At 73.3% G+C, this 21560-nt stretch carries 20 protein-coding genes; 5 read left to right on the forward strand and 15 right to left on the reverse strand.

From position 1 onward, the window contains the following. Positions 1 to 502: 502 nt before the first annotated feature. Complete coding sequence (gene tyrS, locus ABD345_RS13215) at positions 503 to 1768, reverse strand: tyrosine--tRNA ligase (RefSeq protein ID WP_344552193.1); 1266 nt, start codon at positions 1766 to 1768, stop codon at positions 503 to 505. A gap of 216 nt (positions 1769 to 1984) precedes the next feature. Between tyrS and ABD345_RS13220 the strand changes: the two genes are divergently transcribed. Continuing rightward, positions 1985 to 2521 carry an HNH endonuclease gene (locus tag ABD345_RS13220; protein ID WP_344552194.1) on the forward strand — a complete coding sequence of 179 codons (537 nt, stop codon included), beginning with the start codon at positions 1985 to 1987 and terminating at the stop codon, positions 2519 to 2521. A 79-nt stretch (positions 2522 to 2600) separates the two neighbouring features. Here ABD345_RS13220 and ABD345_RS13225 read toward each other — a convergent pair whose 3' ends face one another. The 6 genes from ABD345_RS13225 to ABD345_RS13250 form a co-directional block, all read right to left on the reverse strand. Then, the gene (locus ABD345_RS13225; RefSeq protein WP_344552195.1) at positions 2601 to 4556 is read right to left on the reverse strand and encodes an outer membrane protein assembly factor BamB family protein; all 1956 of its coding nucleotides are present in this window, start codon (positions 4554 to 4556) and stop codon (positions 2601 to 2603) included. Between the two features lie 98 nt (positions 4557 to 4654). Next, positions 4655 to 4951, reverse strand: coding sequence for a 4a-hydroxytetrahydrobiopterin dehydratase (locus ABD345_RS13230; protein WP_344552196.1), 297 nt, complete (start codon positions 4949 to 4951; stop codon positions 4655 to 4657). A gap of 60 nt (positions 4952 to 5011) precedes the next feature. Next, entirely contained in the window at positions 5012 to 5779 is a 768-nt protein-coding gene (locus ABD345_RS13235) for a sulfite exporter TauE/SafE family protein (protein WP_344552197.1), read from the reverse strand. A 202-nt stretch (positions 5780 to 5981) separates the two neighbouring features. Then, positions 5982 to 7007: an SPFH domain-containing protein gene (locus ABD345_RS13240; RefSeq protein ID WP_344552198.1), complete on the reverse strand. Its 1026-nt coding sequence runs from the start codon at positions 7005 to 7007 to the stop codon at positions 5982 to 5984. Positions 7008 to 7017: 10 nt separating this feature from the next. Beyond that, positions 7018 to 7452: an NfeD family protein gene (locus ABD345_RS13245; protein ID WP_344552199.1), complete on the reverse strand. Its 435-nt coding sequence runs from the start codon at positions 7450 to 7452 to the stop codon at positions 7018 to 7020. A gap of 173 nt (positions 7453 to 7625) precedes the next feature. Next, positions 7626 to 8417 carry an ABC transporter ATP-binding protein gene (locus tag ABD345_RS13250; RefSeq protein ID WP_344552200.1) on the reverse strand — a complete coding sequence of 264 codons (792 nt, stop codon included), beginning with the start codon at positions 8415 to 8417 and terminating at the stop codon, positions 7626 to 7628. A 132-nt stretch (positions 8418 to 8549) separates the two neighbouring features. Between ABD345_RS13250 and ABD345_RS13255 the strand changes: the two genes are divergently transcribed. Continuing rightward, the gene (locus tag ABD345_RS13255; protein ID WP_344552201.1) at positions 8550 to 9347 is read left to right on the forward strand and encodes a hypothetical protein; all 798 of its coding nucleotides are present in this window, start codon (positions 8550 to 8552) and stop codon (positions 9345 to 9347) included. 4 nt (positions 9348 to 9351) lie between these two features. Here the strand turns inward: ABD345_RS13255 and ABD345_RS13260 are convergent, their stop codons facing one another. From ABD345_RS13260 to ABD345_RS13270, 3 genes are all read right to left on the reverse strand, one after another. Then, positions 9352 to 10002 carry a response regulator gene (locus tag ABD345_RS13260; protein ID WP_344552202.1) on the reverse strand — a complete coding sequence of 217 codons (651 nt, stop codon included), beginning with the start codon at positions 10000 to 10002 and terminating at the stop codon, positions 9352 to 9354. Then, on the reverse strand, positions 9995 to 11134 hold the full coding sequence (locus tag ABD345_RS13265; protein ID WP_344552203.1) for a GAF domain-containing sensor histidine kinase: 1140 nt from the start codon (positions 11132 to 11134) through the stop codon (positions 9995 to 9997). The genes ABD345_RS13260 and ABD345_RS13265 overlap by 8 nt, the downstream gene beginning before the upstream one ends. 137 nt (positions 11135 to 11271) lie before the next feature. Continuing rightward, positions 11272 to 13980 (reverse strand): FHA domain-containing protein, encoded by a 2709-nt coding sequence (locus ABD345_RS13270; protein WP_344552204.1) that lies wholly within the window; start codon positions 13978 to 13980, stop codon positions 11272 to 11274. A gap of 180 nt (positions 13981 to 14160) precedes the next feature. On the opposite strand from ABD345_RS13270, the gene serB reads away from it, so the two are divergent. Further along, positions 14161 to 15423, forward strand: a complete 1263-nt coding sequence (gene serB / locus ABD345_RS13275; RefSeq protein ID WP_344552205.1) for a phosphoserine phosphatase SerB — start codon at positions 14161 to 14163, stop codon at positions 15421 to 15423. 98 nt (positions 15424 to 15521) lie between these two features. On the opposite strand, the gene ABD345_RS13280 is transcribed toward serB, so the two are convergent. The 3 genes from ABD345_RS13280 to ABD345_RS13290 form a co-directional block, all read right to left on the reverse strand. After that, positions 15522 to 16049, reverse strand: a complete 528-nt coding sequence (locus ABD345_RS13280; protein ID WP_344552206.1) for a SixA phosphatase family protein — start codon at positions 16047 to 16049, stop codon at positions 15522 to 15524. A 100-nt stretch (positions 16050 to 16149) separates the two neighbouring features. Further along, positions 16150 to 16272 (reverse strand): SGM_5486 family transporter-associated protein, encoded by a 123-nt coding sequence (locus ABD345_RS13285; protein ID WP_344552207.1) that lies wholly within the window; start codon positions 16270 to 16272, stop codon positions 16150 to 16152. Positions 16273 to 16282: 10 nt separating this feature from the next. Further along, the gene (locus tag ABD345_RS13290) at positions 16283 to 17593 is read right to left on the reverse strand and encodes an MFS transporter (RefSeq protein WP_344552208.1); all 1311 of its coding nucleotides are present in this window, start codon (positions 17591 to 17593) and stop codon (positions 16283 to 16285) included. Positions 17594 to 17671: 78 nt separating this feature from the next. Here ABD345_RS13290 and ABD345_RS13295 point away from each other — a divergent pair, with 78 nt between their 5' ends. Then, entirely contained in the window at positions 17672 to 18346 is a 675-nt protein-coding gene (locus ABD345_RS13295; protein WP_344552209.1) for a FadR/GntR family transcriptional regulator, read from the forward strand. Between the two features lie 288 nt (positions 18347 to 18634). On the opposite strand, the gene fabI is transcribed toward ABD345_RS13295, so the two are convergent. Both fabI and fabG read right to left on the reverse strand, forming a co-directional pair. Further along, positions 18635 to 19402 carry an enoyl-ACP reductase FabI gene (gene fabI / locus ABD345_RS13300; RefSeq protein WP_344552210.1) on the reverse strand — a complete coding sequence of 256 codons (768 nt, stop codon included), beginning with the start codon at positions 19400 to 19402 and terminating at the stop codon, positions 18635 to 18637. Between the two features lie 3 nt (positions 19403 to 19405). After that, entirely contained in the window at positions 19406 to 20125 is a 720-nt protein-coding gene (gene fabG / locus ABD345_RS13305; RefSeq protein WP_344552211.1) for a 3-oxoacyl-[acyl-carrier-protein] reductase, read from the reverse strand. A 252-nt stretch (positions 20126 to 20377) separates the two neighbouring features. Between fabG and ABD345_RS13310 the strand changes: the two genes are divergently transcribed. Then, entirely contained in the window at positions 20378 to 21508 is a 1131-nt protein-coding gene (locus ABD345_RS13310; protein WP_344552212.1) for an MBL fold metallo-hydrolase, read from the forward strand. Positions 21509 to 21560: the final 52 nt, after the last annotated feature.

Here is a 21560-nt window from a genome sequence, read left to right on the forward strand (position 1 = left end):
TCCAACCAACCGATACCGGCTGGCCGGGGATGTCAACATATCTGGCGTTGACTTTTGGCACGCTGTTGAGTTCTCAAGGAACGGATGCTTCCTTCGACCGGCCTTCCGACCGTATCTCCGGGCGCTTCGTTCTTTCGTGTTCCCAGCTTATCAGAGGTTTTCCGCTCCGTTTTCCGGAGTTTCATTCGATCCGATTCGCTTTTGCCTTTCGGCGCTCCCGAACTCTACCAGAGTTATTCGGTCCGCTTTTCCATCCGGAATCCGAATGGACGCGCGACGAATCGCTCATCAGGGTTTGGGGGGTTCCGCCTCCCGGTTCCAACCGGTTCAGGCGACTCGGACTACGTTAGGTCACCGGAGCGGGCGAGTCAAACACGACGGGGCCGGATCTGGCTGGATCCGGCCCCTGTTCACCGTGTTCGCAGGTCAAGCCCGGTCCATTTCAGGACACTTGACGACCTGTGCGGAGCCGGTACGGGCGTTCGGCCGGCTCCGTGCGTCGTCAGGCGCCGGCGAGTTCGACGGCGGCGAGGTTGCGCTTGCCGCGACGGAGGACGAGCCAGCGGCCGTGCAGCAGGTCGTCGGCGGTGGCGACGGCTTCCTCGTCGGCGACCTTCGCGTTGTTGAGGTAGGCGCCGCCCTCCTTGATGGTGCGGCGGGCAGCGGAGCGGCTGGGGGCCAGGCCGGATTCGACCAGCAGGTCGACGATCTGGCCGAGTTCGGTGACCGTGGCCTTCGGGACCTCGGCGAGGGCCGCGGCCAGGGTGGCGGGTTCGAGGTCGGCGAGGTCGCCCTGGCCGAAGAGGGCCTTGGAGGCGGCGACGGCGCGCTCGTACTGGTCGGCGCCGTGGACGAGGGTGGTGAGTTCCTCGGCGAGGGCGCGCTGGGCGAGGCGGGCGGCGGGGCGTTCGGCGGTGTCGCGTTCGAGCTGCTCGATCTCCTCGCGGCTGCGGAAGGAGAAGATCCGCAGGAACTTGGCGACGTCGCGGTCGTCGGCGTTCAGCCAGAACTGGTAGAAGGCGTAGGGGGTGGTGAGCTCGGGGTCGAGCCAGACGGTGCCGGACTCGGTCTTGCCGAACTTGGTGCCGTCGGCCTTGGTGATCAGCGGGGTGGCGAGGGCGTGCACGGAGCGGCCCTCGGCCTTGCGGATCAGGTCGGTGCCGGCGGTGAGGTTGCCCCACTGGTCGCTGCCGCCGGTCTGCAGGGTGCAGTCGTAGCGGCGGTTCAGCTCCAGGAAGTCCATGCCCTGGAGGATCTGGTAGCTGAACTCGGTGTAGCTGATGCCCGCGTCGGAGTTGAGGCGGCGGGCCACCGCCTCCTTGGCGATCATGTTGTTGACGCGGAAGTACTTGCCGACGTCGCGGAGCAGCGAGATGGCCGACATGCCGGACGTCCAGTCCAGGTTGTTGACCATGCGGGCGGCGTACTCGCCCTCGAAGTCGAGGAAGCGGGCGACCTGGCCGCGCAGGCGCTCGACCCAGCCGGCCACCGTCTCGGGGTCGTTGAGGACCCGCTCGGCGGTGGGCTTGGGGTCGCCGATCAGGCCGGTGGCGCCGCCGACCAGGCCGAGCGGGAGGTTCCCGGCCTGCTGGATGCGGCGCATGGTGAGGATCTGGACCAGGTTGCCGAGGTGCAGGCTGGGGGCGGTCGGGTCGAAGCCGCAATAGAACGTGACCGGGCCGTCCGCGAACGCCTTGCGCAGTGCGTCCTCGTCAGTGGACAGGGCGATCAGCCCGCGCCACTGCAGCTCGTCGACGATGTCGGTCACGGTCCCGCGTCTCCTTCGGTCGGGGGTCCGGCGCGGTTGCCCGGGGGCGGGCGGGGCGCCTGGACGGTTCCAGCGGGGTAGAGCCTACGCGCTCGGGGTCCCGGGGTTCCGGTGCAGGTCGGTGGGCGGGGGCGGAAATTCCGTTGTTCGGCGGGGTGCGGGCGTTCACAGTGGTGCCACCGCCGTGCGGCGGGCGAGCGCCGGAGGTGGCCCGTTATGCGCAACACCCTTGTCCTGAACGCGAGCTACGAACCGTTGAGCACGGTGCCGCTGCGCCGTGCCGTGGTGCTGGTCCTGCAGGACAAGGCGGTGGTCGAGCAGGCGCACCCGCTGCGGGTGGTGCGCGGTTCGGGGGTGCGGCTGCCGGTGCCGCGGGTGATCAGGCTGACCAGGTACGTGCGGGTGCCGTTCCGACAACGGGCGCCGTGGTCGCGGCGGGGGGTGCTGGCGCGGGACCAGTTCCGCTGCGCGTACTGCGGGCGGCGGGGCACCACGGTGGACCACCTGTTCCCCAAGTCCCGTGGTGGAGCGGACAGTTGGCTGAACACCGTGGCGGCCTGCGCGGAGTGCAACCAGCACAAGGCGGACCGGACGCCGGAACAGGCCGGGATGCGGTTGCTGCGGCGTCCGTTCGAGCCGACGCCGGAGGCGACGCTGATGCTCGCGCTCGGGCTGCGGGCCGGTGAGCTGGGCGAGCTGGCGGCCTGGCTGCCGGAGCGGCCGGAGGACCGGCAGGCGGTCGCGGGCGTGTGAACGGCCGACGGGCCCGACCTGATCAGGGGACAGGTCGGGCCCGTCGGCGTGCGCGCGGGGCCGGGCGGGGCGGGGGTGCTCAGCCCTTGCTGGCGAAGGCGGTGGCGGCGCTGTAGTGGGAGGCGTGCTCGGGGACGGCCACCAGCTTCCCGGTGGCGGTGTGCAGCCGGCCGGCCGAGAGCAGCGAGCCGGTGCCCTGCGGGAAGGCGCCGCCCTGGGTCTCCTTGCCGTCGGAGAGCGCGAAGCGGCTGAGGTGGGCGGGCTGGTCGGCGCGCTCGTCGACGGAGAGCAGCAGGCCGTCGGCGTCCACCCCCGCCGGGTGGGCCTTGCCCTTCTCCGCGATGGGGGTGCGCCACTGCTGCTTGCCGGTGCCGAGGTCGTACGCGGCGATCGCGGTGGGGCTGCCGCCCCCGCCGGGGACGACGGCGGCGAACATGCTGCTGCCCTGGAAGTAGACGCCGGGGACGGCGGCGAAGCCGCCGTTGTCGACGTCCAGGCGGCCGCCGCCCTCGACCGCGGTCGGGATCTCCACCGCCGGGTCGCCCTCCGCGCCCCAGGCGAACACCCGCTCGTCCTCGGGCTTCGCGCCGGTGGTGAGCACCACGGCGGGTTCGGCGGAGAGCACGGTGACGGTGGTGGGCTGGTTGTTCAGGCCCCGCCAGTACTTGACCTTGCCGTCACCGACGTTGAGCGCGACGGCCTGGTCGCCGGGGGTGGAGTCGGCGCAGTGGCTGTGCAGCAGCACGACGGAGGCCCCGGCGCTGCCGGACAGCCGGCAGAACTTGCCCTGGCCGCCGTACTGCCACGCCTCGGCGCCGTCGGCGACGCCCCAGGCGTACGCCTTGTCCTCGCCCACCGCGACCACCTTGTCCTCGGTGACGGAGACGTGGGTGGCGTAGCTGTCCTTGGTGTCGGAGAGCGTCTTCGTCCAGACCGCCTGGCCGGACTCGGTGTCGACGGCGGCGACGGTGCTGCACGGGCTCTTCGGGTCGGCGGCGGGGCGGTAGACCACCGCGCCGAGGCCGGAGCCGTTGACGGCCGGGGAGAGGCCGCAGGGGACGGCGCCGTCGGCGGGGGCCTTGAGCGTCCAGGTGGGCTTGCCGTCGGCGAGGCCGTAGGCGTGCACGCCGGTGCCGTCGGCGCGGACCACGGCGTCGGCCAGCAGCCAGCTGCCGACCAGGGTGTCGTCGGTGCCCTGGTCGCCGCCGGTGCCGGGGTCGGCGGCGACGGTCCAGGACTTGGCGTGGGCGACGGAGATGTTCTGCGGGCCGCCCGGGGCGGCCTTGTCGGCGGGCTTGTCCTCGTCCTCGCCGGACACCGCGAGCACGCCCGCGGTGATCAGCACGGCGAGGGCGGCGACGCCCGCGCCGACCCGGATCGCCAGGCCGCGGCGGCTGGGGGCGCCCTCGCCGGAGAGCACCGCGGCGCGGGCCTTGGCGGCGAACCCGCGCGGGGCGGCCGCCGCCCGCTCCGGTCCGCCGTCACCGGCACTGCCGGCGGCGGACGCTGACACGCCGTCACCGCCGGGGGCGAACGGGTCCTCGGCGCTGGTGTGCGGGTAGTCGGTGGCGGTGACGGGCCCGGCCTCGGCGGCCGGGGCGGCGGCCGCCTCGTACGGCGCGGACTGCGGCTGCGACTGCGACTGCGGGGCGTCGAACGGGCCGGGGGCGTCGAACGGGTTCGGGCCGGGCTCGGCGGGCGCGTAGAGCTGCTGGGCGGCCTGGTCCTGGTAGCCGGTCTGCTGCTGGGGGTAGCCGTACGCCTGCTGCTGGTCCGGGTAGCCCTGCTGCTGCTGCGGGAAGGGCTGCTGACCGTACGCCTGCTGCTGCTCCGGGTAGCCGTAGCCCTGCTGCTGCGGGTCGGCGTAGCCCTGCTGCTGGGGGTAGCCGTACGCCTGCTGCTGGTCCGGGTAGCCCTGCTGCTGCTGCGGGAAGGGCTGCTGACCGTACGCCTGCTGCTGCTCCGGGTAGCCCTGCGGCTGGGGGTACCAGGGCTGTTGGTCGTACCCGGGGGTCGTGGGAGGTTCCTGAGCCATGCGTTCCGTCCGTCCCGACTGCGGTCTGGCAAGCAGCCAGCATCTCATGGCCCGGGAACGGGTTCTGCCGGGGTTTCGCGGGGTCGGGGGCGGTGCGGTCAGGCGGCGTCGTCGAGGGCGCGGTCGATGAGGTGGGCGAGCGTGATGTCGAGGCTGGTCAGGCCGTGCGCGCTGTGGGTGGTGAGGAGGAAGGTCAGGGTGCGCCAGCGGATGTCGATGTCGGGGTGGTGGTCGAGCGCCTCGGCCTGTTCGGCGACGGCGTCGACCACCTTGACGGCGGTGGGGAAGCTCGCGGTCTCGGCGGTCCGGGTGATCGCCTCGCCGGTGCGGGTCCACTGCGGGAGGTCGGCGAGGGCGTTGGCGATCTGTTCCTCGTTGAGGCGGGTGCGGCTCATGGCGGGCTCCGTCCGGGTTCCGGGTCTCACGGCCGAGCCTACGTCGCCGGGTGCCCGGGGTCAGAAGAACAGCAGCTTGGTGACGGCGGCGAGGCCGACCACCACGATCAGGGCGCGCAGCGCGATCGGCGGGAGCCGGCGGCCGATCCGGGCGCCGAGCACGCCGCCGAGGGTGGCGCCGGCGGCGATCAGCAGGGCGGCGGTCCAGTCGATGGTGGCGGTGAACAGGAAGAAGACCGCGGCGACGCCGTTGACGATCACCGCGAGGACGTTCTTGATCCCGTTGATCGTCTGGAGGTCGTCGGGGAGCAGCATGCCCATCAGGGCGAGCAGCAGGACGCCCTGGGCGGCGCCGAAGTAGCCGCCGTAGACGCCGGTGAGCCCGATGCAGGCGAGCAGCAGCCAGCCGCCGTCGGTGGCGGGGGCGGAGGTGCCGGCGGCGCGGCGGGCGGCCATCGCGCGGGCGACCCGGGGTTGCAGGACGACCAGGACCAGGGCGGTGAGGATGAGGACGGGGACGACCGCTTCGAAGGCGCTGCCGGGGAGGGTGATCAGCAGGACGGCGCCGGTGAGTCCGCCGGTGAGGGAGGCGGTGCCGAAGCGCAGCAGTCGGTGGCGCTGTCCGGCGAGTTCGGCGCGGTAGCCGATGGCTCCGGCCAGTGAGCCGGGGACCAGGCCGAGCGAGTTGGAGACGTTGGCGGTGACGGGGGGCAGGCCGACGGCGAGCAGGACCGGGAAGGTGATCAGGGTGCCGGAGCCGACGATGGTGTTGATGGCTCCGGCGGCGACCCCGGCCAGCAGGACGGCGGTCATCTCCCACAGTGTCATCGGCTTCCCCCTCGTTGGCTGCTGTCATGCGCCGGACGATCATGCCGGAGCGGCACGCGGCTTGGCGAGGGGTGGTCCGCCATGCGGAACGGGTGCGGACGGGCGCGGCGGGTCGCGGAACGGCTGCGGAAACGGGTGCGGAAACGGGTGCGGGCCCCGGCCGACGCGTGGTCGGCCGGGGCCCGTACGGGGCTCGCGGGGGTTACTCGTCGATCTTGGGGTACTGGCGGGTGGGCTCGACCCGGGGGCGGGCGGTCTTGTTCTCGGTGTCCACCGGGCGGGGGCCGGTCGCCGGGTCGACCGGGACCCGGGCGGCGGGCGGCTGGACGGCGGGGGCCGCCGGGGTGGCGCCGCCGCCGACCGCGCCCTGGAAGGCGCCGCCGAGGCCCTTGAGCGCGTCGCCGACCTCGCTGGGGATGATCCACAGCTTGTTGGCGTCGCCCTTGGCGAGTTCGGGCAGGGTCTGCAGGTACTGGTAGGCGAGCAGCTTCTGGTCGGCGTCGCCCTCGTGGATGGCCTCGAAGACGGTGCGGATCGCGGCGGCCTCACCGTCGGCCTTCAGGACGGCGGCCTGCGCCTCGCCCTCGGCCTGGAGCACGGCGGCCTGCTTCTCGCCCTCGGCGCGCAGGATCTGGGCCTGCCGGGCGCCCTCGGCGGTGAGGATCGCGGCGCGCTTGTCGCGGTCGGCGCGCATCTGCTTCTCCATCGAGTCCTGGATGGAGGTCGGCGGCTCGATCGCCTTCAGCTCGACCCGGTTGACCCGGATGCCCCAGCGGCCGGTGGCCTCGTCCAGCACGCCGCGCAGACCGGCGTTGATGACCTCGCGGGAGGTCAGGGTGGATTCGAGGTCCATCGAGCCGATGATGTTGCGCAGGGTGGTGACGGTGAGCTGCTCGATGGCCTGGATGTAGCTGGCCACCTCGTAGGTCGCGGCGCGCGGGTCGGTCACCTGGTAGTAGATGACGGTGTCGATGTTGACGACCAGGTTGTCCGAGGTGATGACGGGCTGCGGCGGGAACGGGACGACCTGCTCGCGCAGGTCGATCCGGTTGCGGATGGTGTCGATGAACGGGACGACGATGTTCAGGCCGGCGCTCAGGGTGCGGGTGTAGCGGCCGAAGCGCTCCACGATGGCCGCGCTGGCCTGCGGGATCACCTGGATCGTCTTGATCAGGGCGATGAAGGCCACCACGACCAGGACGATCAAGACGATGAGGACGGGTTCCAACGCTTCTCCCCTAGACGACCAGGGCGGTCGCGCCCTGGATTTCGACGACGTCGACCTGCTGCCCCGGCTCGAACACCGAACCCGGGTGGAGCGCGCGGGCCGACCAGATCTCGCCGTTCAGCTTGATCCGCCCGCCCTCTCCCCCGTCGACTGTTTCCTGTACCACTGCGGTGGCGCCGGTCAGCGCCTCCACGCCCGTGCGGTAGCCCGGGCCCTTCTTGAGCTGGCGGTAGGCGATCGGGCGCACGAACACCAGCAGCGCCGCCGACACCGCGACGAACACCAGGAACTGCGGGACCGTGCCGCCGCCCAGACCGGCCGTCAGCGCGGCCGCGCCGGCGCCGATCGCGAACATGGCGAACTCGGGCATCGCGGTGACCACCAGCGGTATGCCCAGCGCGACGGCGAGCAGCAGCCACCAGATCCAGCTGTCCACGGGCTCCATCCTAGGGAAGTCGAGGCTCTCCCCGCGTAGCTTCCCGCAGGTGGGGCGGCGGAAACCGGCCGTGTGTGCGACCGGTTCCCGACGTTCGCCTCGGGGGACGCGATCCGGCCGCGCGGAACGGGGCGCGCGGGGCCGGGCGGGATCCGACCGGACCGGGTCCGGGCGGGCGGGTCTCAGCCGAGCGGGAAGCCCTGCGCGGTCCACCGGTCGCCGCGCTGCTCCAGGGTCAGCGGCAGGCCGAAGCAGTGCGAGAGGTTGCGGGCGGTGAGGGTGGACTCGATCGGACCGGCCGTCAGCACCTTGCCCTGGCGGATCATCAGCACGTGGGTCATGCCGGGGACGATCTCCTCCACGTGGTGGGTGACCATCACCATGGACGGCGCGTACTCGTCCCGGGCGAGCGCGGCGAGCCGGCGGATCAGGTCCTCGCGGCCGCCGAGGTCGAGGCCCGCGGCGGGCTCGTCGAGCAGCAGCAGCTCGGGGTCGGTCATCAGGGCGCGGGCGATCAGGGTGCGCTTGCGCTCGCCCTCGGAGAGGGAGCCGAACTTGCGGCCGGTGAAGCTCGCCATGCCGAGCAGGTCGAGCAGGAGCAGCGCGCGGGACTCGTCGGAGTCCTCGTAGGTCTCCTTGCCGTGCACGGTCTGCCCGTAGGCGGCGGTGAGGACGGTCTCCAGCACGGTCTGCCCGACCGGCAGCTTCTCGTACATCGCGGCGCTGGCCAGGCCGATCCGGGCGCGCTGCTCGAAGACGTCGACCTGGTCGAGCTTCTCGCCGAGCACCACGGCCTCGCCCGAGCTCGGGAACAGGTACGCGCCGGCGATCTGGAGCAGCGTGGTCTTGCCCGCACCGTTCGGGCCGAGCACCACCCAGCGCTCGCCCTCCTTGACCGTCCAGGACACGTGATCGACGAGCGCGCGCCCCTCCCGGACCACGGAAACGTCCACCAGCTCCAGCACGTCGCTCATGCCTACGCCTTCCCCAAATGCAAGAATCCGGCCGTCCGTGGACCTGGGCGTTCGGTCCTCGGGGTGCGGTCCACCATGTGTCAGGGCAAACCTACGCCACCCGCCCGGCGCGCTTGTCCGTAGGCTGGTCCGATGCTCGCCACTCCTGCCGACAATCCGTACCAAGAACCCCGTTCGGGGCGGCTCACCGCTTGGGGCAACGCGCTGCTGGCCGGGGCCGCCTCCCCCGACGACGCGGCCGCCGCCGTCCAGGGCACCGACGACGCCCACCGGGTGACCGGCCTGCCGGGCGAGGCGCCCGACTCGCTGCACGGCCTCACCTGGGCACTCGGGCGGCTGCGCTCGCTGGGCGCGAAGGGCCTGCGGCTGGCCCTCCCGGTGGCCGGGCACCCGCTCGGGCTGACCGGGCCGGCCTCCTTCAACGCGCTGGCGCTGGGCGCCGGCGAGGCCGTCCTGGTGGTCGGCGTCCCGTACGGGCTGGTGCCGGAGGTCGAGGTGTACGGGCCCGCGGGCGACCAGGGCGTGCGGGTGCTGTGGCAGTGCCTGCCGGTGAACGACGCGCCGCCCGCCGACGTGCCCTCGCTGGACGAGGCCGAGCGCGAACTCGCCGACGGGCTGCGGCAGGCCACCGCCGCGCTGGTCCGGCTCGACGTGGCTGGGGCCGGGCCGGAGGCGCTGCGCGCCCTGGACTCCTTCCGCCGGCGGGGCCACCGCGAGCCGCTCGCACCCGGCTACCCGCAGCGCGCGGTGCGGGTGCTGGAGTCGGCCCGGCAGGTGTCCGCGCTGCTGCACATCGCCGCGGGCGGGCACGGGGCGGCGGTCTCCGCCTCCGAGATGGCCGCCCGGCGGGAGACCCTGGCCCCGCTGGACCGCACCGCCCGGCGGGCCCAGGTCGCGGCGTACAACGCGGCGGTGGACGAGCGGCGTTGAGCGCCTACCGCTGCGGCTGGTTGCGGACCGCCCACAGGGCGGCCTGGGTGCGGTCGGCGACGTCCAGTTTCATCAGGATGTTCGACACGTGCGTCTTGACCGTCTTCTCCGACAGGTGCAGGGTGCGGGCGATCTCCCGGTTGGAGCGGCCGTCGGCGATGTGCGAGAGCACCTCGCGCTCGCGGTCGGTGAGGGAGCCGCCGCGGCCCTGCGGCGGGGCCGGGACGTCCTCGGCGAGCAGCGCGGCGGCCAGTTCGGGCTGCAGCAGGACGTGTCCGGCGTGCACCGAGCGGATCGCCCCGGCCAGCGCCTCCGGGTCGACGTCCTTGTACACGTAGCCCGCGGCGCCGGCCCGCAGCGCCGGGACCACGGTGCGGTGCTCGGTGAAGCTGGTGACGATCAGCACCCGGGCGGCGCTGCCGCGCTCGCGCAGCAGGCGCAGCGCCTCGATGCCGTCCACCTTGGGCATCTTGAGGTCCATCAGGACCACGTCGGGGGCGAGCCGGTCGGCCTGCTCGACGGCCTCGGCGCCGTCGGCGGCCTCGCCGACCACCTCGATGTCCTCCTGCACCTCCAGGAAGGTGCGCAGGCCGCGCCGGACCACCTGGTGGTCGTCCACCAGCAGCACGCGGATCGGTGGCGTGGTGTCAGGCACCGGGAACCTCCATCTCGACCAGGGTGCCCCGGCCCGGGGCGGACTCCAGGGACAGCCGGCCGCCCACCGCGGCGGCCCGGTCGCGCATCGACACCAGTCCGAGGTGGCGGCCGGCCCGGCGCACCGACTCGGGGTCGAAGCCGCGGCCGTCGTCCCGGACGGTCAGCCGCACGCCGCGGCCGGCGGTGCCGGTCAGGGTGACCTCGACGCCGCCCGCCCCGGCGTGCCGCAGCGCGTTGTGCAGCGCCTCCTGGGCGACCCGCAGCACGGCCGCCTCCTGGGCGGCGGGCAGCGCGCGGACGCCGGCGGCGGTGAAGGCGACCTTGGCGCTGTGCGCCCGGTCCAGCACCTGGACCTGCGAGGCCAGGGTGGCCACCAGGCCGTCCTCCTCCAGCGCGGCGGGCCTCAACTCGATCACCACGGCCCGCAGTTCGTCGGCCGCCTCGGCGGCGAGCCGGGCCACCTCGGCCAGGTTGTCGCGGGCCCGGGCCGGGTCCCGGTCGACCAGCGTGGCGGCGGCGCGGGCGGTCAGCCGCAGCGAGAAGAGCTTCTGCGAGACGGCGTCGTGCAGGTCGTGGGCGATCCGGGCGCGCTCGCCGGACAGCGTGAGTTCGCGGCTGCGCTCGTAGAGCCGGGCGTTGCCGAGGGCGAGGGCGGCGTGCGCGACCAGGATCCGGAGCAGTTCCTCGTCCTGCTCGGTGAAGCCGCCGGGCTTGTTGGCGAGGAACAGGGCGCCGGCGATCTCGTCCTCGTCCATGATCGGCATGCCGAGGAAGTCGGTCATGTCCGGGTGGGCGTCCGGCCAGCCGCCGAACGCGGGGGCGGTGCGGACGTCCGTCAGCCGGGTCGGTTCGCGGTCGTGCAGCATCGAGGCCAGCACCCCGTGCTGGCGCGGCAGCGGGCCGATCGCCCGCCACTGCTCGTCGCTCACCCCGTCCACCACGAACTGGGCGAACCCGCCGTGGTCGTCCGGCAGCCCGAGCGCGGCGTACTCGGCCCCCAGCAGGGTCCGGGCGGAGGCGGTGATCCGGCGCAGCACCTCCCGCACCTCCAGCGGCCGGGACATCGCCAGCACCGCCGCGCTGACCGCTTCGATCGCCTGCAGCGACGGGTCGCACCGGGGACTGTCCATGCGCCCGAGGCTACCGCCGTGATCACGGCGGGCGCCTCGGGCGCGAGACCTAGGACGGGAGGCCCGCACCCGGCCGGGAAACGGCCGGGGCCGGGAGCGACTGGTGTCGCTCCCGGCCCCGGCCTGCGGGAACCCGCTCAGCCGTTCTGCATGACGTCGGGCTCGTGGCGCTTCTGGAAGCGCTGGATGGCGAGGCCCAGGCCGACCGAGATGAGGATCATCGCGGTCCAGTTGAGGAACATCATGCCCGCGGAGTGGTCCCAGAGGGAGTCCAGCGGGGCGGTCTCCGGCGGCTTGGCGATCACGACCGGGGAGGTGTGCGCCAGGTCGAGGGTGTTGCCGCTGGCGGCGACGCCCCAGCGGGCGGGCATCAGCCAGGCGAGCTGTTCGAGGCCGGGCTTGTCGAAGAGCTGGAAGATCGCGCCGGTGAAGACCATCTGGACGATGGCGAACATGACCAGCAGGGGCATGGTCTTCTCGGCGGTCTTGACCAGCGAGGAGATCGCCAGGCCGACCATCATCGAGGTGAAGCTGAGCAGGATCACGCCGACGGACATCTCGGCCGCGGGCAGGTGCTTGAGGATCAGGCCCTCGGCGGGGAGCTTGCGGACCTTGAAGGCGATCGCGGAGATCAGCCCGCCCTGCAGGAAGCTGATCGCGCCGAGCACGATGAACTTCGAGGCCAGGTAGGCCGAGCGGGACAGGCCGGTGGCGCGTTCCCGTTCGTAGATCGCGCGTTCCTTGATGAGTTCGCGGACCGAGTTCGCCGAGCCGGCCAGGCAGGCGGAGAACGCGACGACCATCAGGATCAGCCGGGCCGCGTCGTTGCGGTGGGACCCGGTGTCGCAGGCGGCCAGGCCGCACTTGTCGGGGATGACCGCGGAGACCGCGCCGAGGACCAGTGGCAGGATCACGGACAGCGCGATGAAGCCCTTGTCGGAGGCGATCACCGCCAGGTAGCGGCGGATCAGCGTCCACAGCTGGGAGCCCCAGCTCTGCGGCTTGGGCGGGCGCAGCTGGTTGAGCGTGTTGGGCTGGTGGACCTTGGAGGCGACGGCGTCCACGTTGGCCGAGTACTGCTGGTAGTGGACGGAGCTGCGGTAGCGGCCGGCCCAGTCGTGGTCCGGGTAGTTCTCGAACGCCTGGAAGACGTCGGCCCAGGTCTCGTAGCCGAAGAAGTGCAGGGCTTCGCCGGGCGGGCCGAAGTAGGCCACCGAACCGCCGGGGGCCATCACCAGCAGGCGGTCGCAGAGCGCGAGTTCGGCGACCGAGTGGGTGACGACCAGGACGGTGCGGCCGTCGTCGGCGAGGCCGCGCAGGGTCTGCATGACCTCGCGGTCCATGCCCGGGTCGAGGCCGGAGGTGGGCTCGTCCAGGAAGATCAGCGAGGGCTTGGTGAGCAGCTCCAGGGCGACCGAGACGCGCTTCTGCTGGCCGCCGGAGAGGGCGGTGATCCGGTTGTCGGCGCGCTTGTCCAGGCGCAGCTCGTACAGCACCTCGTCGATCCGGCGCTCGCGCTCGGCGGCCTCGGTGTCGCCGGGGAAGCGCAGCCGGGCCGCGTACTTGAGGGCGGTGCGGACGGTGAGTTCCTTGTGCAGGATCTCGGACTGCGGGACGAGGCCGATCCGGGAGCGCAGTTCGGCGAACTGGCGGTACAGGTTGCGGCCGTCGTACAGCACGTCGCCGCGGTCGGCGGGGCGGTAGCCGGTGAGGGCGCGCAGCAGGGTGGACTTGCCGGAGCCGGACGGGCCGATCACCGCGACCAGGGACTTCTCCGGGACGGAGAAGCTGACGTCGTTGAGCAGGACCTTCTTGCCGCCCTTGAAGTCGACCTCGACGGTCAGGTGGTGGGCGGAGAAGGAGACGGCGCCGTTGTCGACGTACTCCTGCAGCTGGTCGCCGACCAGCACGAAGGAGGAGTGGCCGACGGTGAGCCGGTCCTGCGGGCCCATCAGCTGCCGGCGGGTGGGCTGGCCGTTGAGGAAGATCCCGTTGTGGCTGCCGAGGTCGACGATCTCCCAGCGGCCGTCCGGGAGCTGGCGCAGCTCCGCGTGGTGGCGGGAGACCTGGAGGTCGGAGACCACGATGTCGTTGTCGAGCGCGCGGCCGATCCGGATGGTGCGGCCGCCGGCCAGGCTGCGGATCATCGTCGGGTTGCCGAGGCCGCCGACCGGGGCCGGGGCGGCCTGCTGCTGCGGCGGGAACTGCTGCTGCACCGGGGGCTGCTGCACCGGCGGCTGGAACTGCTGCGGCACGGGCGGCTGCTGCACCGGCGGCTGGAACTGCTGCGGCACGGGGGCGGCGGCCTGCTGCTGGGGGAAGCCGGGGCGCGGGGTGGGTGCGTCCCAGCCCTGCGGGATCGGCTGCTCGACCGGCGGCGGCCGGTGGCCCGCGGCGGCGGCCGGGCCGGGCCCGAACTGCGGCTGCTGGAACGGGGCCTGGCCCTGCTGCGGGCCGGGGGCCCGGCTGGTGGCGGCCTCGTGGATGCCGCCCTGCGGGGCGGGGGCCGCGGCGGGCGCCGTGAAGGCGAGCCGGGGCCCGTTCTGGCCGTTGCCGAGGTGCACGACGGTGCCGGGGTGGAGCGCGGTCTGGGCGACCCGGGCCCCGGCGACGAAGGTGCCGTTGGTGGAGCCGTGGTCGGCGAGCTGCCAGCTCGCGCCGTCGAAGCTCAGGCTGGCGTGCCGCCAGGAGACCCGGGCGTCGTCGAACGGAAAGTCCGAGGCCGGGTCACGGCCGATGGTGTAGGCGCGGCCGGGTTCGAGTACCCGCTGCCGGCCGTCGATTTCAAGTACGAGTTGCGGCAACTCTCCGCCCGCCCCGATCTCCGGTCCCCCAGGATGTTGCATCTGACAGGAGGATCATTCCAGCCCCCCCGGTGTACTCGGAAGTCGGGCTGCCGTTCTGTGACCGCCCGGCGACCGGCCCGGGGCCGCGGCGGGACGTTCCGGCGGGCGTTCCGGCGGGTGTCCCACCTCGCGGACGCCTGCGGTCGGGGCGGTGCCGGGCCGGGTAGCGTGGGGGTCACCATGAACGCAATCGATCAGGCCGCTCAGGCCCTTTCCGCCGCGCCGCCCGTGAGCACCGACGCCGAGCGCACGCTGCTGGTCAAGGTGTTCGGCAAGGACCGCCCCGGGATCACCGCCGGCCTGTTCGACCGGCTGGCCGGTTTCGGCGTCGAGGTGATCGACATCGAGCAGGTGGTCACCCGTGGCCGGATAACGCTGTGCGCGCTGGTCACCCCCCCGGCGGCGCCGGGCGCGGAGGGCGCGCTGCGGGTGACGGTGCACCGCTGGGCGGAGGAGCACAAGCTCCAGGCCGAGGTCATCTCCGGCACCGGCGACAACCGTTCGCGCGGCGAGGGCCGTTCGCACGTGACGGTGCTCGGGAACCCGCTGACGGCGGCCGCGGTGGCGGCGCTGTCGACCCGGGTCTCGGAGGCCGGCGGCAACATCGACCGGGTCTTCCGGCTCGCCAAGTACCCGGTGACGGCGGTGGAGTTGACCATCTCGGGGGTGCCCACCGAGGAGCTGCGCGGGGTGCTGGCGGCGGAGGCCGCGGTCCAGCGGGTGGACATCGCGGTGGTCCGGGCGGGCCTGCACCGGCGGGCCAAGCGCCTGATCGTGATGGACGTGGACTCCACCCTGATCCAGGACGAGGTGATCGAGCTGTTCGCGGCCCACGCGGGCTGCGAGGAGCAGGTCGCCGCGGTGACCGAGCAGGCGATGCGCGGCGAGCTGGACTTCGCCGAGTCGCTGCGCGCCCGGGTGGCGCTGCTGGCCGGGCTGGACGCGGGGATCACCGAGAAGGTCCGCTCCGAGGTCCGGCTGACCCCGGGCGCCCGGACGCTGATCCGCACCCTGAAGCGGCTCGGCTACCAGGTGGCGATCGTCTCCGGCGGGTTCACCCAGGTCACCGACCACCTGGTGGAGCGCCTGGGCCTGGACTTCGCGGCCGCCAACACGCTGGAGATCGAGGACGGGAAGTTCACCGGCCGGGTCACCGGCGAGATCGTCGACCGGGCGGGCAAGGCGCGCTGGCTGGCCCGCTTCGCCGAGCGGGCCGGGGTGCCGCTGGAGCAGACGGTGGCGATCGGCGACGGCGCCAACGACCTCGACATGTTGAACGCGGCCGGTCTCGGCGTCGCGTTCAACGCCAAGCCGGTGGTCCGCGAGCAGGCCGACACCGCCGTGAACGTGCCGTTCCTGGACACCGTGCTGTACCTGCTCGGGGTGACCCGCGAGGAGGTCGAGGCCGCCGACGAGCTCGACGGCGCGCCCACCGGGGACTGACCCGCGCGCACGGCGAGGGGGCGGGGTCCGCGTGCGGACCCCGCCCCCTCGCCGTTGCCGCCCGGCCCGGCGCCCGGTCCGGGGCGGGCCGGCGGCGCTCAGTCCTGCGGCATGAAGTACGAGTCGAGCCGGGCCACCCCGGGCTCCACCAGCTTCCACGGGCCCGCGAAGCTGAGCACCGCCACCGCCGCGGGCGGGAAGCCGTTCAGGCGCAGCCGGTTGAGCGCCTCGGTGTCGCCCTCGTCGCCGGCCAGCACCTGGGTGAGGCCGAGCACGCCGGGGTTGTGGCCGACCAGCAGCAGGTCGGCGTGCTCCTCGGGGGTCTCCTGGATGACCTCGATCAGCCGACCGGGCTGGGCCTCGTACACCCGGTCCTCGTAGACCGTCCTCCGGGCCCGCTTGGGCAGCTCGTGGGCGACCAGCTTCCAGGTCTCCCTGGTCCGCAGCGCGGTGGAGCACAGCACGTGGTCGGGGTTGACCCCGGAGTCCGCCAGCCAGCGGCCCGCGTCGGTGGCCTGGCCGCGGCCGCGGTCGGCGAGCGGGCGGTCGTGGTCGCTGACCTGGTTGGGCCAGTCGGCCCGGGCGTGGCGGAGGACGATGATCCTACGGGGGGTGTCGGCGCTCATACCCCTAGAGCTTCGCAGAAAACCGCCGCCTGGTCGCGTGGTCCGGGCAGCTGCCACCCGCAGGGGTGGCAGCTGCCCGGAACCCGCACCGGCGAGCGGTTCAGCCCATCGCGTTCGCGACGGTCGCGACGATCCCGATGACGACCACGATGGCGGCGATCAGGCCGAGCATCTGCAGCAGCTTCTTCTGCCCGCCCTGCGGGTCGGGGTCCAGTACTGGCATGCCGCCGAGCCTAACCGACCGCCTCGTCCTCGATGTGCCGGGCCCTGGCCGCGCGCAGGCCGACCAGCATCTGCGGCACCAGCAGCAGCGCCAGCAGGCCCAGCGGCAGGTACCACTGGCCGGTGCGCTGGTAGAGCGCGCCCATCAGGATCGGGCCCGGGATGGAGATCAGGTAGCCGAGGCTCTGCGCGAACGCCGACAGCTGGGCCACCCCGCCCGGGGTGCGGGCGCGCAGGCCGAGCATGGTCAGCGCCAGCGGGAACGCGCACATCGACAGGCCGACCAGCACCGCCCACAGCCACGGCACGGTGCCGGCCGCGAGCATCAGCCCGAGGAAGCCGGCGATCCCGCACAGGCCCAGCACCACCACGTACAGCCGCTGGTCGCCGCGCCGGGCCGCCAGGTTCGGCAGCAGGAAGGAGACCGGCACGCTGACCGCCATCACCACGGCCAGCAGCACGCCGGACGCGGACTCCGAGACCCCGGCGTCGTGGTAGATCTTCGGCAGCCAGCCCATCGCGCCGTACGCGCTGGTGGACTGCAGTCCGAAGAACGCGGCCAGCGCCCACGCGGTGCGGCTGCGCAGGATCGGCAGCTTCGCCTGGACGGGCGCCGGGGCCGGCGCGGCCGCGCCGGGCCGCTCCCGGCGGGCGAACAGCACCACCAGCCAGACCGCCAGGGCGGCCACCGCGAGCAGGCCCCAGACGCCCAGGCCGAGCCGCCAGCTGCCGCCCATCGCGTCCGTCAGCGGGACGGTGGTGGCGGCGGCCAGCGAGGTGCCCACCGACAGCGCCATCGAGTACAGGCCGATCATCGGCGCGACCCGGTCCGGGAAGTACCGCTTGATCACCACCGGGATCAGCACGTTCGCCAGCGCCACCCCGGCCAGCGCCACCGCGGTCAGCAGCAGGAACACCGCGGCGGAGCCGGTGAACGAGCGGGCCAGCACGCCCGCCGCGATCGCCGCCATGGCGGCCGTCACCACGGCGATCGGGCCCGTCCGGCGGGCCAGGCCCGGCGCGCAGGCGCCCAGCGCCGCGAAGCACAGCGGCGGCACCGCGGCCAGCAGCCCGGCCGTCGTGGCGCTCATCCCCAGCCCGTCGCGGACCGGGTCGAGCAGCGCGCCCAGGCTGGTCACCACGGGGCGCAGGTTCACCGCGGCGGCGGCCACCGCGACGGCGAGCAGGACGGCGGCGGCGTTCCGGGCGGCCGGTGCGGCGGGAGCGGCAGGTGCGGCGCCGGGGGTGGTGCTCGTGGTGGACGGTGTGGCTGGCGGGCGGCTCGCGGTCTCGGTGGCGGAGGGGTCTGCTGCGGTAGACATGGCGTAATCATAGAATCATGGGATGACTTACTGCACCCCGGTATCCTGATGACGTAGACCACAGAAGGAGCACCCGCCTTGGCGCTGTCGACCACTCGCCGCACCCCGCTCTCCGACCAGGTGATCGCCCAGCTCCGGGCCCAGATCACCTCCGGCGAGTGGCCGGTGGGATCACGCATCCCCACCGAAGCGGAGCTCGTCGACCAGCTCGGCGTCGCCCGCAACACCGTCCGCGAGGCCGTCCGGGCCCTCGCCCACAACGGGCTGCTCGACATCCGCCAGGGCTCCGGCACCTACGTCCTCGCCACCAGCGAACTGGCGGGCGTCATGCACCGCCGCTTCGCCGACGCCGACCAGGACCAGGTCGCCGAACTGCGCTCCACCCTGGAGACCTCCGCCGCCGGCTTCGCGGCCCTCCGCCGCACCCCGCGCGACCTCGAACTCCTCGACGCCGCCCTGGAACGCCGCGACGCGGCCTGGCACGCCGGCGACCCGGAGGACTTCGTCCAGGCCGACGCCGCCTTCCACCAGGCCGTGGTCGCCGCCGCCCACAACGACGTGCTGGCCGCCCTCTACGCCGACCTCGGCGAGGTCCTGCGCGCCCACCTCCGCCACGACGTCGGCCCCGACCTGCTCCCCCACCGCTGGGTCCCGCACGCCGCGATCCTCACCGCGATCCGCGACGGCGACCCCGAGAAGGCCGCCGAGGAGGCGGGCCGCGCCATCGGCTTCTGCAAGACGGAGAACCTCTGAGCTGACAAGGGGGAACAAATCAGGGGCTCGGAGGGGCGCGCATTCAGGGGCTCGGGGAACGGCGAGCCCGTGCTGCTGGTGGCCGGAGCCCATCGGAGTGTTCGTGCTGCTGCGTGTCTTGGACAGAACCGGAAGCCGATGCGCGCTCCGGCAGTGAACCCGCAGCAGACCCGGACTCGCCGTTCCCCGAGCCCTTGGTTACGCGTCTCCCGGCCCCGTGAAACAGGGCGCGGCCGCCCCCCGGAGGGGACGGCCGCGCCCGTGGTGGAGCGGCCCGGAGCGGAGCGCTCAGGCGCCGATCGCGTGCAGCCCGCCGTCCACGTGGATGATCTCGCCGGTGGTCTTCGGGAACCAGTCGCTCAGCAGCGCGACGACGCCGCGGCCGGCCGGCTCCGGGTCGCTGAGGTTCCACTTGAGCGGGGAGCGGGTGTCCCAGGTGGAGGCGAGGTCCGGGAAGCCGGGGATGGACTTCGCGGCCATCGAGCCGATCGGGCCGGCCGAGACCAGGTTGCAGCGGATGTCGCGCGAGCCGAGGTAGCGGGCCAGGTAGCGGTTGGTCGACTCCAGGGCGGCCTTCGCCGGGCCCATCCAGTCGTACTGCGGCCAGGCGAACTGCGCGTCGAAGGTCAGGCCGACCACCGAGCCGCCGTCCTGCATGAGCGGGAGCAGCGCCGTGGTGAGCGACTTGAAGGAGTACGCGGAGACGTGCATCGCGGTGGCGACGGACTCCCACGGGGTGTCGAGGAAGTTGCCGCCGAGGGCGTCCTGCGGCGCGAAGCCGATCGAGTGGACGATGCCGTCGAGGGTGGGCAGGTGCTCGCGGACCTGGTCGGCGATGCCGGCCAGCTGCTCGGCGCTGGAGACGTCGAGCTCCAGGACCTTGACGGGCGCGGGGAGCTTCTTGGCGATGCGCTCGGTGAGGCTGGGCCGGGGGAAGGCGGTGAGGATGATCTCGGCGCCCTGCTCCTGCGCGAGCCTCGCGGTGTGGAAGGCGATGGAGGACTCCATCAGCACGCCGGTGATCAGGATGCGCTTGCCTTCGAGAATTCCAGTCATGGTTCAGTGACCCATGCCCAATCCGCCGTCGACGGGAATGACGGCTCCAGAGATGTACGCGGCCTCGTCGGAGGCCAGGAACCGCACGGCCGAGGCGATCTCGGCGGGGGCGGCGTAGCGGCCCAGCGGGACGCCGGAGACGATCTCCTTGCGTCGCTCCTCGCTGAGCACGGCGGTCATGTCGGTGTCGACGAAGCCGGGCGCCACCACGTTGACGGTGATGTTGCGCGAGCCGAGTTCGCGGGCGAGGGAGCGGGCGAAGCCGACCAGGCCGGCCTTGGAGGCGGCGTAGTTGACCTGTCCGGCGGAGCCGCTGAGGCCGACCACGGAGGAGATCAGCACGACCCGGCCCTTGCGGGCGCGCAGCATCTTCGCCGCGGCGCGCTTGACGACCCGGAAGGTGCCGGTGAGGTTGGTGTCCAGGACGGAGGTGAAGTCCTCCTCGGACATGCGCAGCAGCAGGGTGTCCTTGGTGATGCCGGCGTTGGCGACCAGCACCTCGACCGGGCCGTGGGCGGCCTCGACCTCGGTGAAGGCGGCGTCGACCTGCGCGGCGTCGGTGATGTCGGCGCGGACCGCGAGGACGTCGTACTTGGCGAGCTCCGCCGGGACCTCGCCGTTGCGGCTGGTGATCGCGACCTTGTCGCCCGCCTCGGCGAAGCTCTGGGCGATGGCCAGGCCGATGCCCCGGTTGCCTCCGGTGACCAGTACCGAGCGGCTCAAGGGTCCACCTCATTCTCTCGACGTGCGTCCGATGTGCGTGCGCGGCTGCGCGCAGCCCACCTGCGACGCTATCGGTAGGGTGCGAGCTCGGGCGAAGCCGCCTCCCACAGGGGCGCCCGGTGAGAACTGTCGTATCCCCACAACGGGGATCGAGGAGGCGGGGGAACGCCGGGCCGGTGGCGGGCGTTGCCCCGAGGGTGCCCCGGAGGGACCGGGGCGCCGACGCGATGCGAACCGATCGGAGCGGGCGCGATGAGTGGTGCAGACCCTGGCCGGACTGGCCGCCGCAGGCTGGCGGCGCTGGCGGCGCTGGCCCTGGCGGGTGCGGCGGCGTGGGCGCTGCGCGAGGTGCCGGCCCAGTTCGGGCGGCGGCCGGACGCGTCGGACCCGCGGGTGCGGGCGTCCCCGCAGTACCGCGACGGGGTGTTCCACAACGCGCCGTCCGAGCTGGCGGCCGGGGCGCCGGGCCGGCCCGACGGGGCGACGCTGCGCCGGATGCTGTTCGAGAAGGAGGGCCGGGTGCCGACCGCCCCGGTGCCGCTGGCGGTGCCCGAGGTCTCCGGCGGGGCGTCCGCGGGCGTCGCGGTGACCTGGTTCGGGCACGCCTCGGCGCTGCTGGAGCTGGACGGCTGCCGGGTGCTGGTGGATCCGGTCTGGTCGGACCGCTGCTCGCCCTCGCGGCTGACCGGCCCCAAGCGGCTGCACCCGGTGCCGGTGGAGCTGGCGGAGCTGCCGCAGGTGGACGCGGTGCTGATCTCGCACGACCACTACGACCACCTGGACATGGCGACGGTGCGCCGCCTGGTCGAGCTGCAGTCGGCGCCGTTCGCGGTGCCGCTGGGCATCGGCGGCCACCTGCGCCGCTGGGGCGTGCCGGAGCACCGGATCATCGAGCTGGACTGGGACGAGACCTGCACGCTCGGCGAGCTGACGCTGACGCTGACGGCCGCGCACCACTTCTCCGGCCGCAGCCTGGCCCGGAACACCACGCTGTGGGGTTCCTGGGTGGTGGCGGGCCCGGAGCGCAAGGTGTTCTTCACCGGGGACTCCGGCTACTTCGAGGGCTTCGCCCGGATCGGCGAGCAGCACGGCCCGTTCGACGCGGCGCTGATGGCGATCGGCGCGTACGACCCGGCCTGGGCGGACATCCACCTGAACCCGGAGGAGGCGGTGCGGGCGCACCTGGAGCTGCGCGGCGGGCTGCTGCTGCCGATCCACTGGTGCACCTTCAACCTGGCGCCGCACCCGTGGGCGGAGCCGGTGGAGCGGCTGCTGGCGGAGGCGAAGGCGCAGGGCGTGCCGCTGGCGGTGCCGCGGCCGGGGCAGCGGGTGGAGGTGGCCAACCCGCCGGAGCTGGACGGCTGGTGGGAGTCCCTGGTCTGACCCGGGCCTGACGGGTCGTCAGCGCGGCGCGGCGAATATTGGCTGGCCGTAC

Origin of the sequence: Kitasatospora saccharophila, assembly GCF_039529925.1 — a bacterium.
In the GTDB taxonomy this organism is placed as follows: Bacteria; Actinomycetota; Actinomycetes; order Streptomycetales; family Streptomycetaceae; genus Kitasatospora; species Kitasatospora saccharophila.

Excerpts from the sequence above, each read along its gene's own strand:
- serB (WP_344552205.1), top strand. The coding sequence starts at position 14,161 with ATGAACGCAATCGATCAGGCCGCTCAGGCCCTTTCCGCCGCGCCGCCC.
- ABD345_RS13255 (WP_344552201.1), top strand. The coding sequence starts at position 8,550 with ATGCTCGCCACTCCTGCCGACAATCCGTACCAAGAACCCCGTTCGGGG.
- ABD345_RS13290 (WP_344552208.1), bottom strand. The coding sequence starts at position 17,593 with ATGTCTACCGCAGCAGACCCCTCCGCCACCGAGACCGCGAGCCGCCCG.
- ABD345_RS13265 (WP_344552203.1), bottom strand. The coding sequence starts at position 11,134 with ATGGACAGTCCCCGGTGCGACCCGTCGCTGCAGGCGATCGAAGCGGTC.
- ABD345_RS13220 (WP_344552194.1), top strand. The coding sequence starts at position 1,985 with ATGCGCAACACCCTTGTCCTGAACGCGAGCTACGAACCGTTGAGCACG.
- ABD345_RS13235 (WP_344552197.1), bottom strand. The coding sequence starts at position 5,779 with ATGACACTGTGGGAGATGACCGCCGTCCTGCTGGCCGGGGTCGCCGCC.
- ABD345_RS13310 (WP_344552212.1), top strand. The coding sequence starts at position 20,378 with ATGAGTGGTGCAGACCCTGGCCGGACTGGCCGCCGCAGGCTGGCGGCG.
- ABD345_RS13230 (WP_344552196.1), bottom strand. The coding sequence starts at position 4,951 with ATGAGCCGCACCCGCCTCAACGAGGAACAGATCGCCAACGCCCTCGCC.
- ABD345_RS13245 (WP_344552199.1), bottom strand. The coding sequence starts at position 7,452 with ATGGAGCCCGTGGACAGCTGGATCTGGTGGCTGCTGCTCGCCGTCGCG.
- ABD345_RS13250 (WP_344552200.1), bottom strand. The coding sequence starts at position 8,417 with ATGAGCGACGTGCTGGAGCTGGTGGACGTTTCCGTGGTCCGGGAGGGG.
- ABD345_RS13280 (WP_344552206.1), bottom strand. The coding sequence starts at position 16,049 with ATGAGCGCCGACACCCCCCGTAGGATCATCGTCCTCCGCCACGCCCGG.
- ABD345_RS13225 (WP_344552195.1), bottom strand. The coding sequence starts at position 4,556 with ATGGCTCAGGAACCTCCCACGACCCCCGGGTACGACCAACAGCCCTGG.
- ABD345_RS13285 (WP_344552207.1), bottom strand. The coding sequence starts at position 16,272 with ATGCCAGTACTGGACCCCGACCCGCAGGGCGGGCAGAAGAAGCTGCTG.
- ABD345_RS13270 (WP_344552204.1), bottom strand. The coding sequence starts at position 13,980 with ATGCAACATCCTGGGGGACCGGAGATCGGGGCGGGCGGAGAGTTGCCG.
- fabI (WP_344552210.1), bottom strand. The coding sequence starts at position 19,402 with ATGACTGGAATTCTCGAAGGCAAGCGCATCCTGATCACCGGCGTGCTG.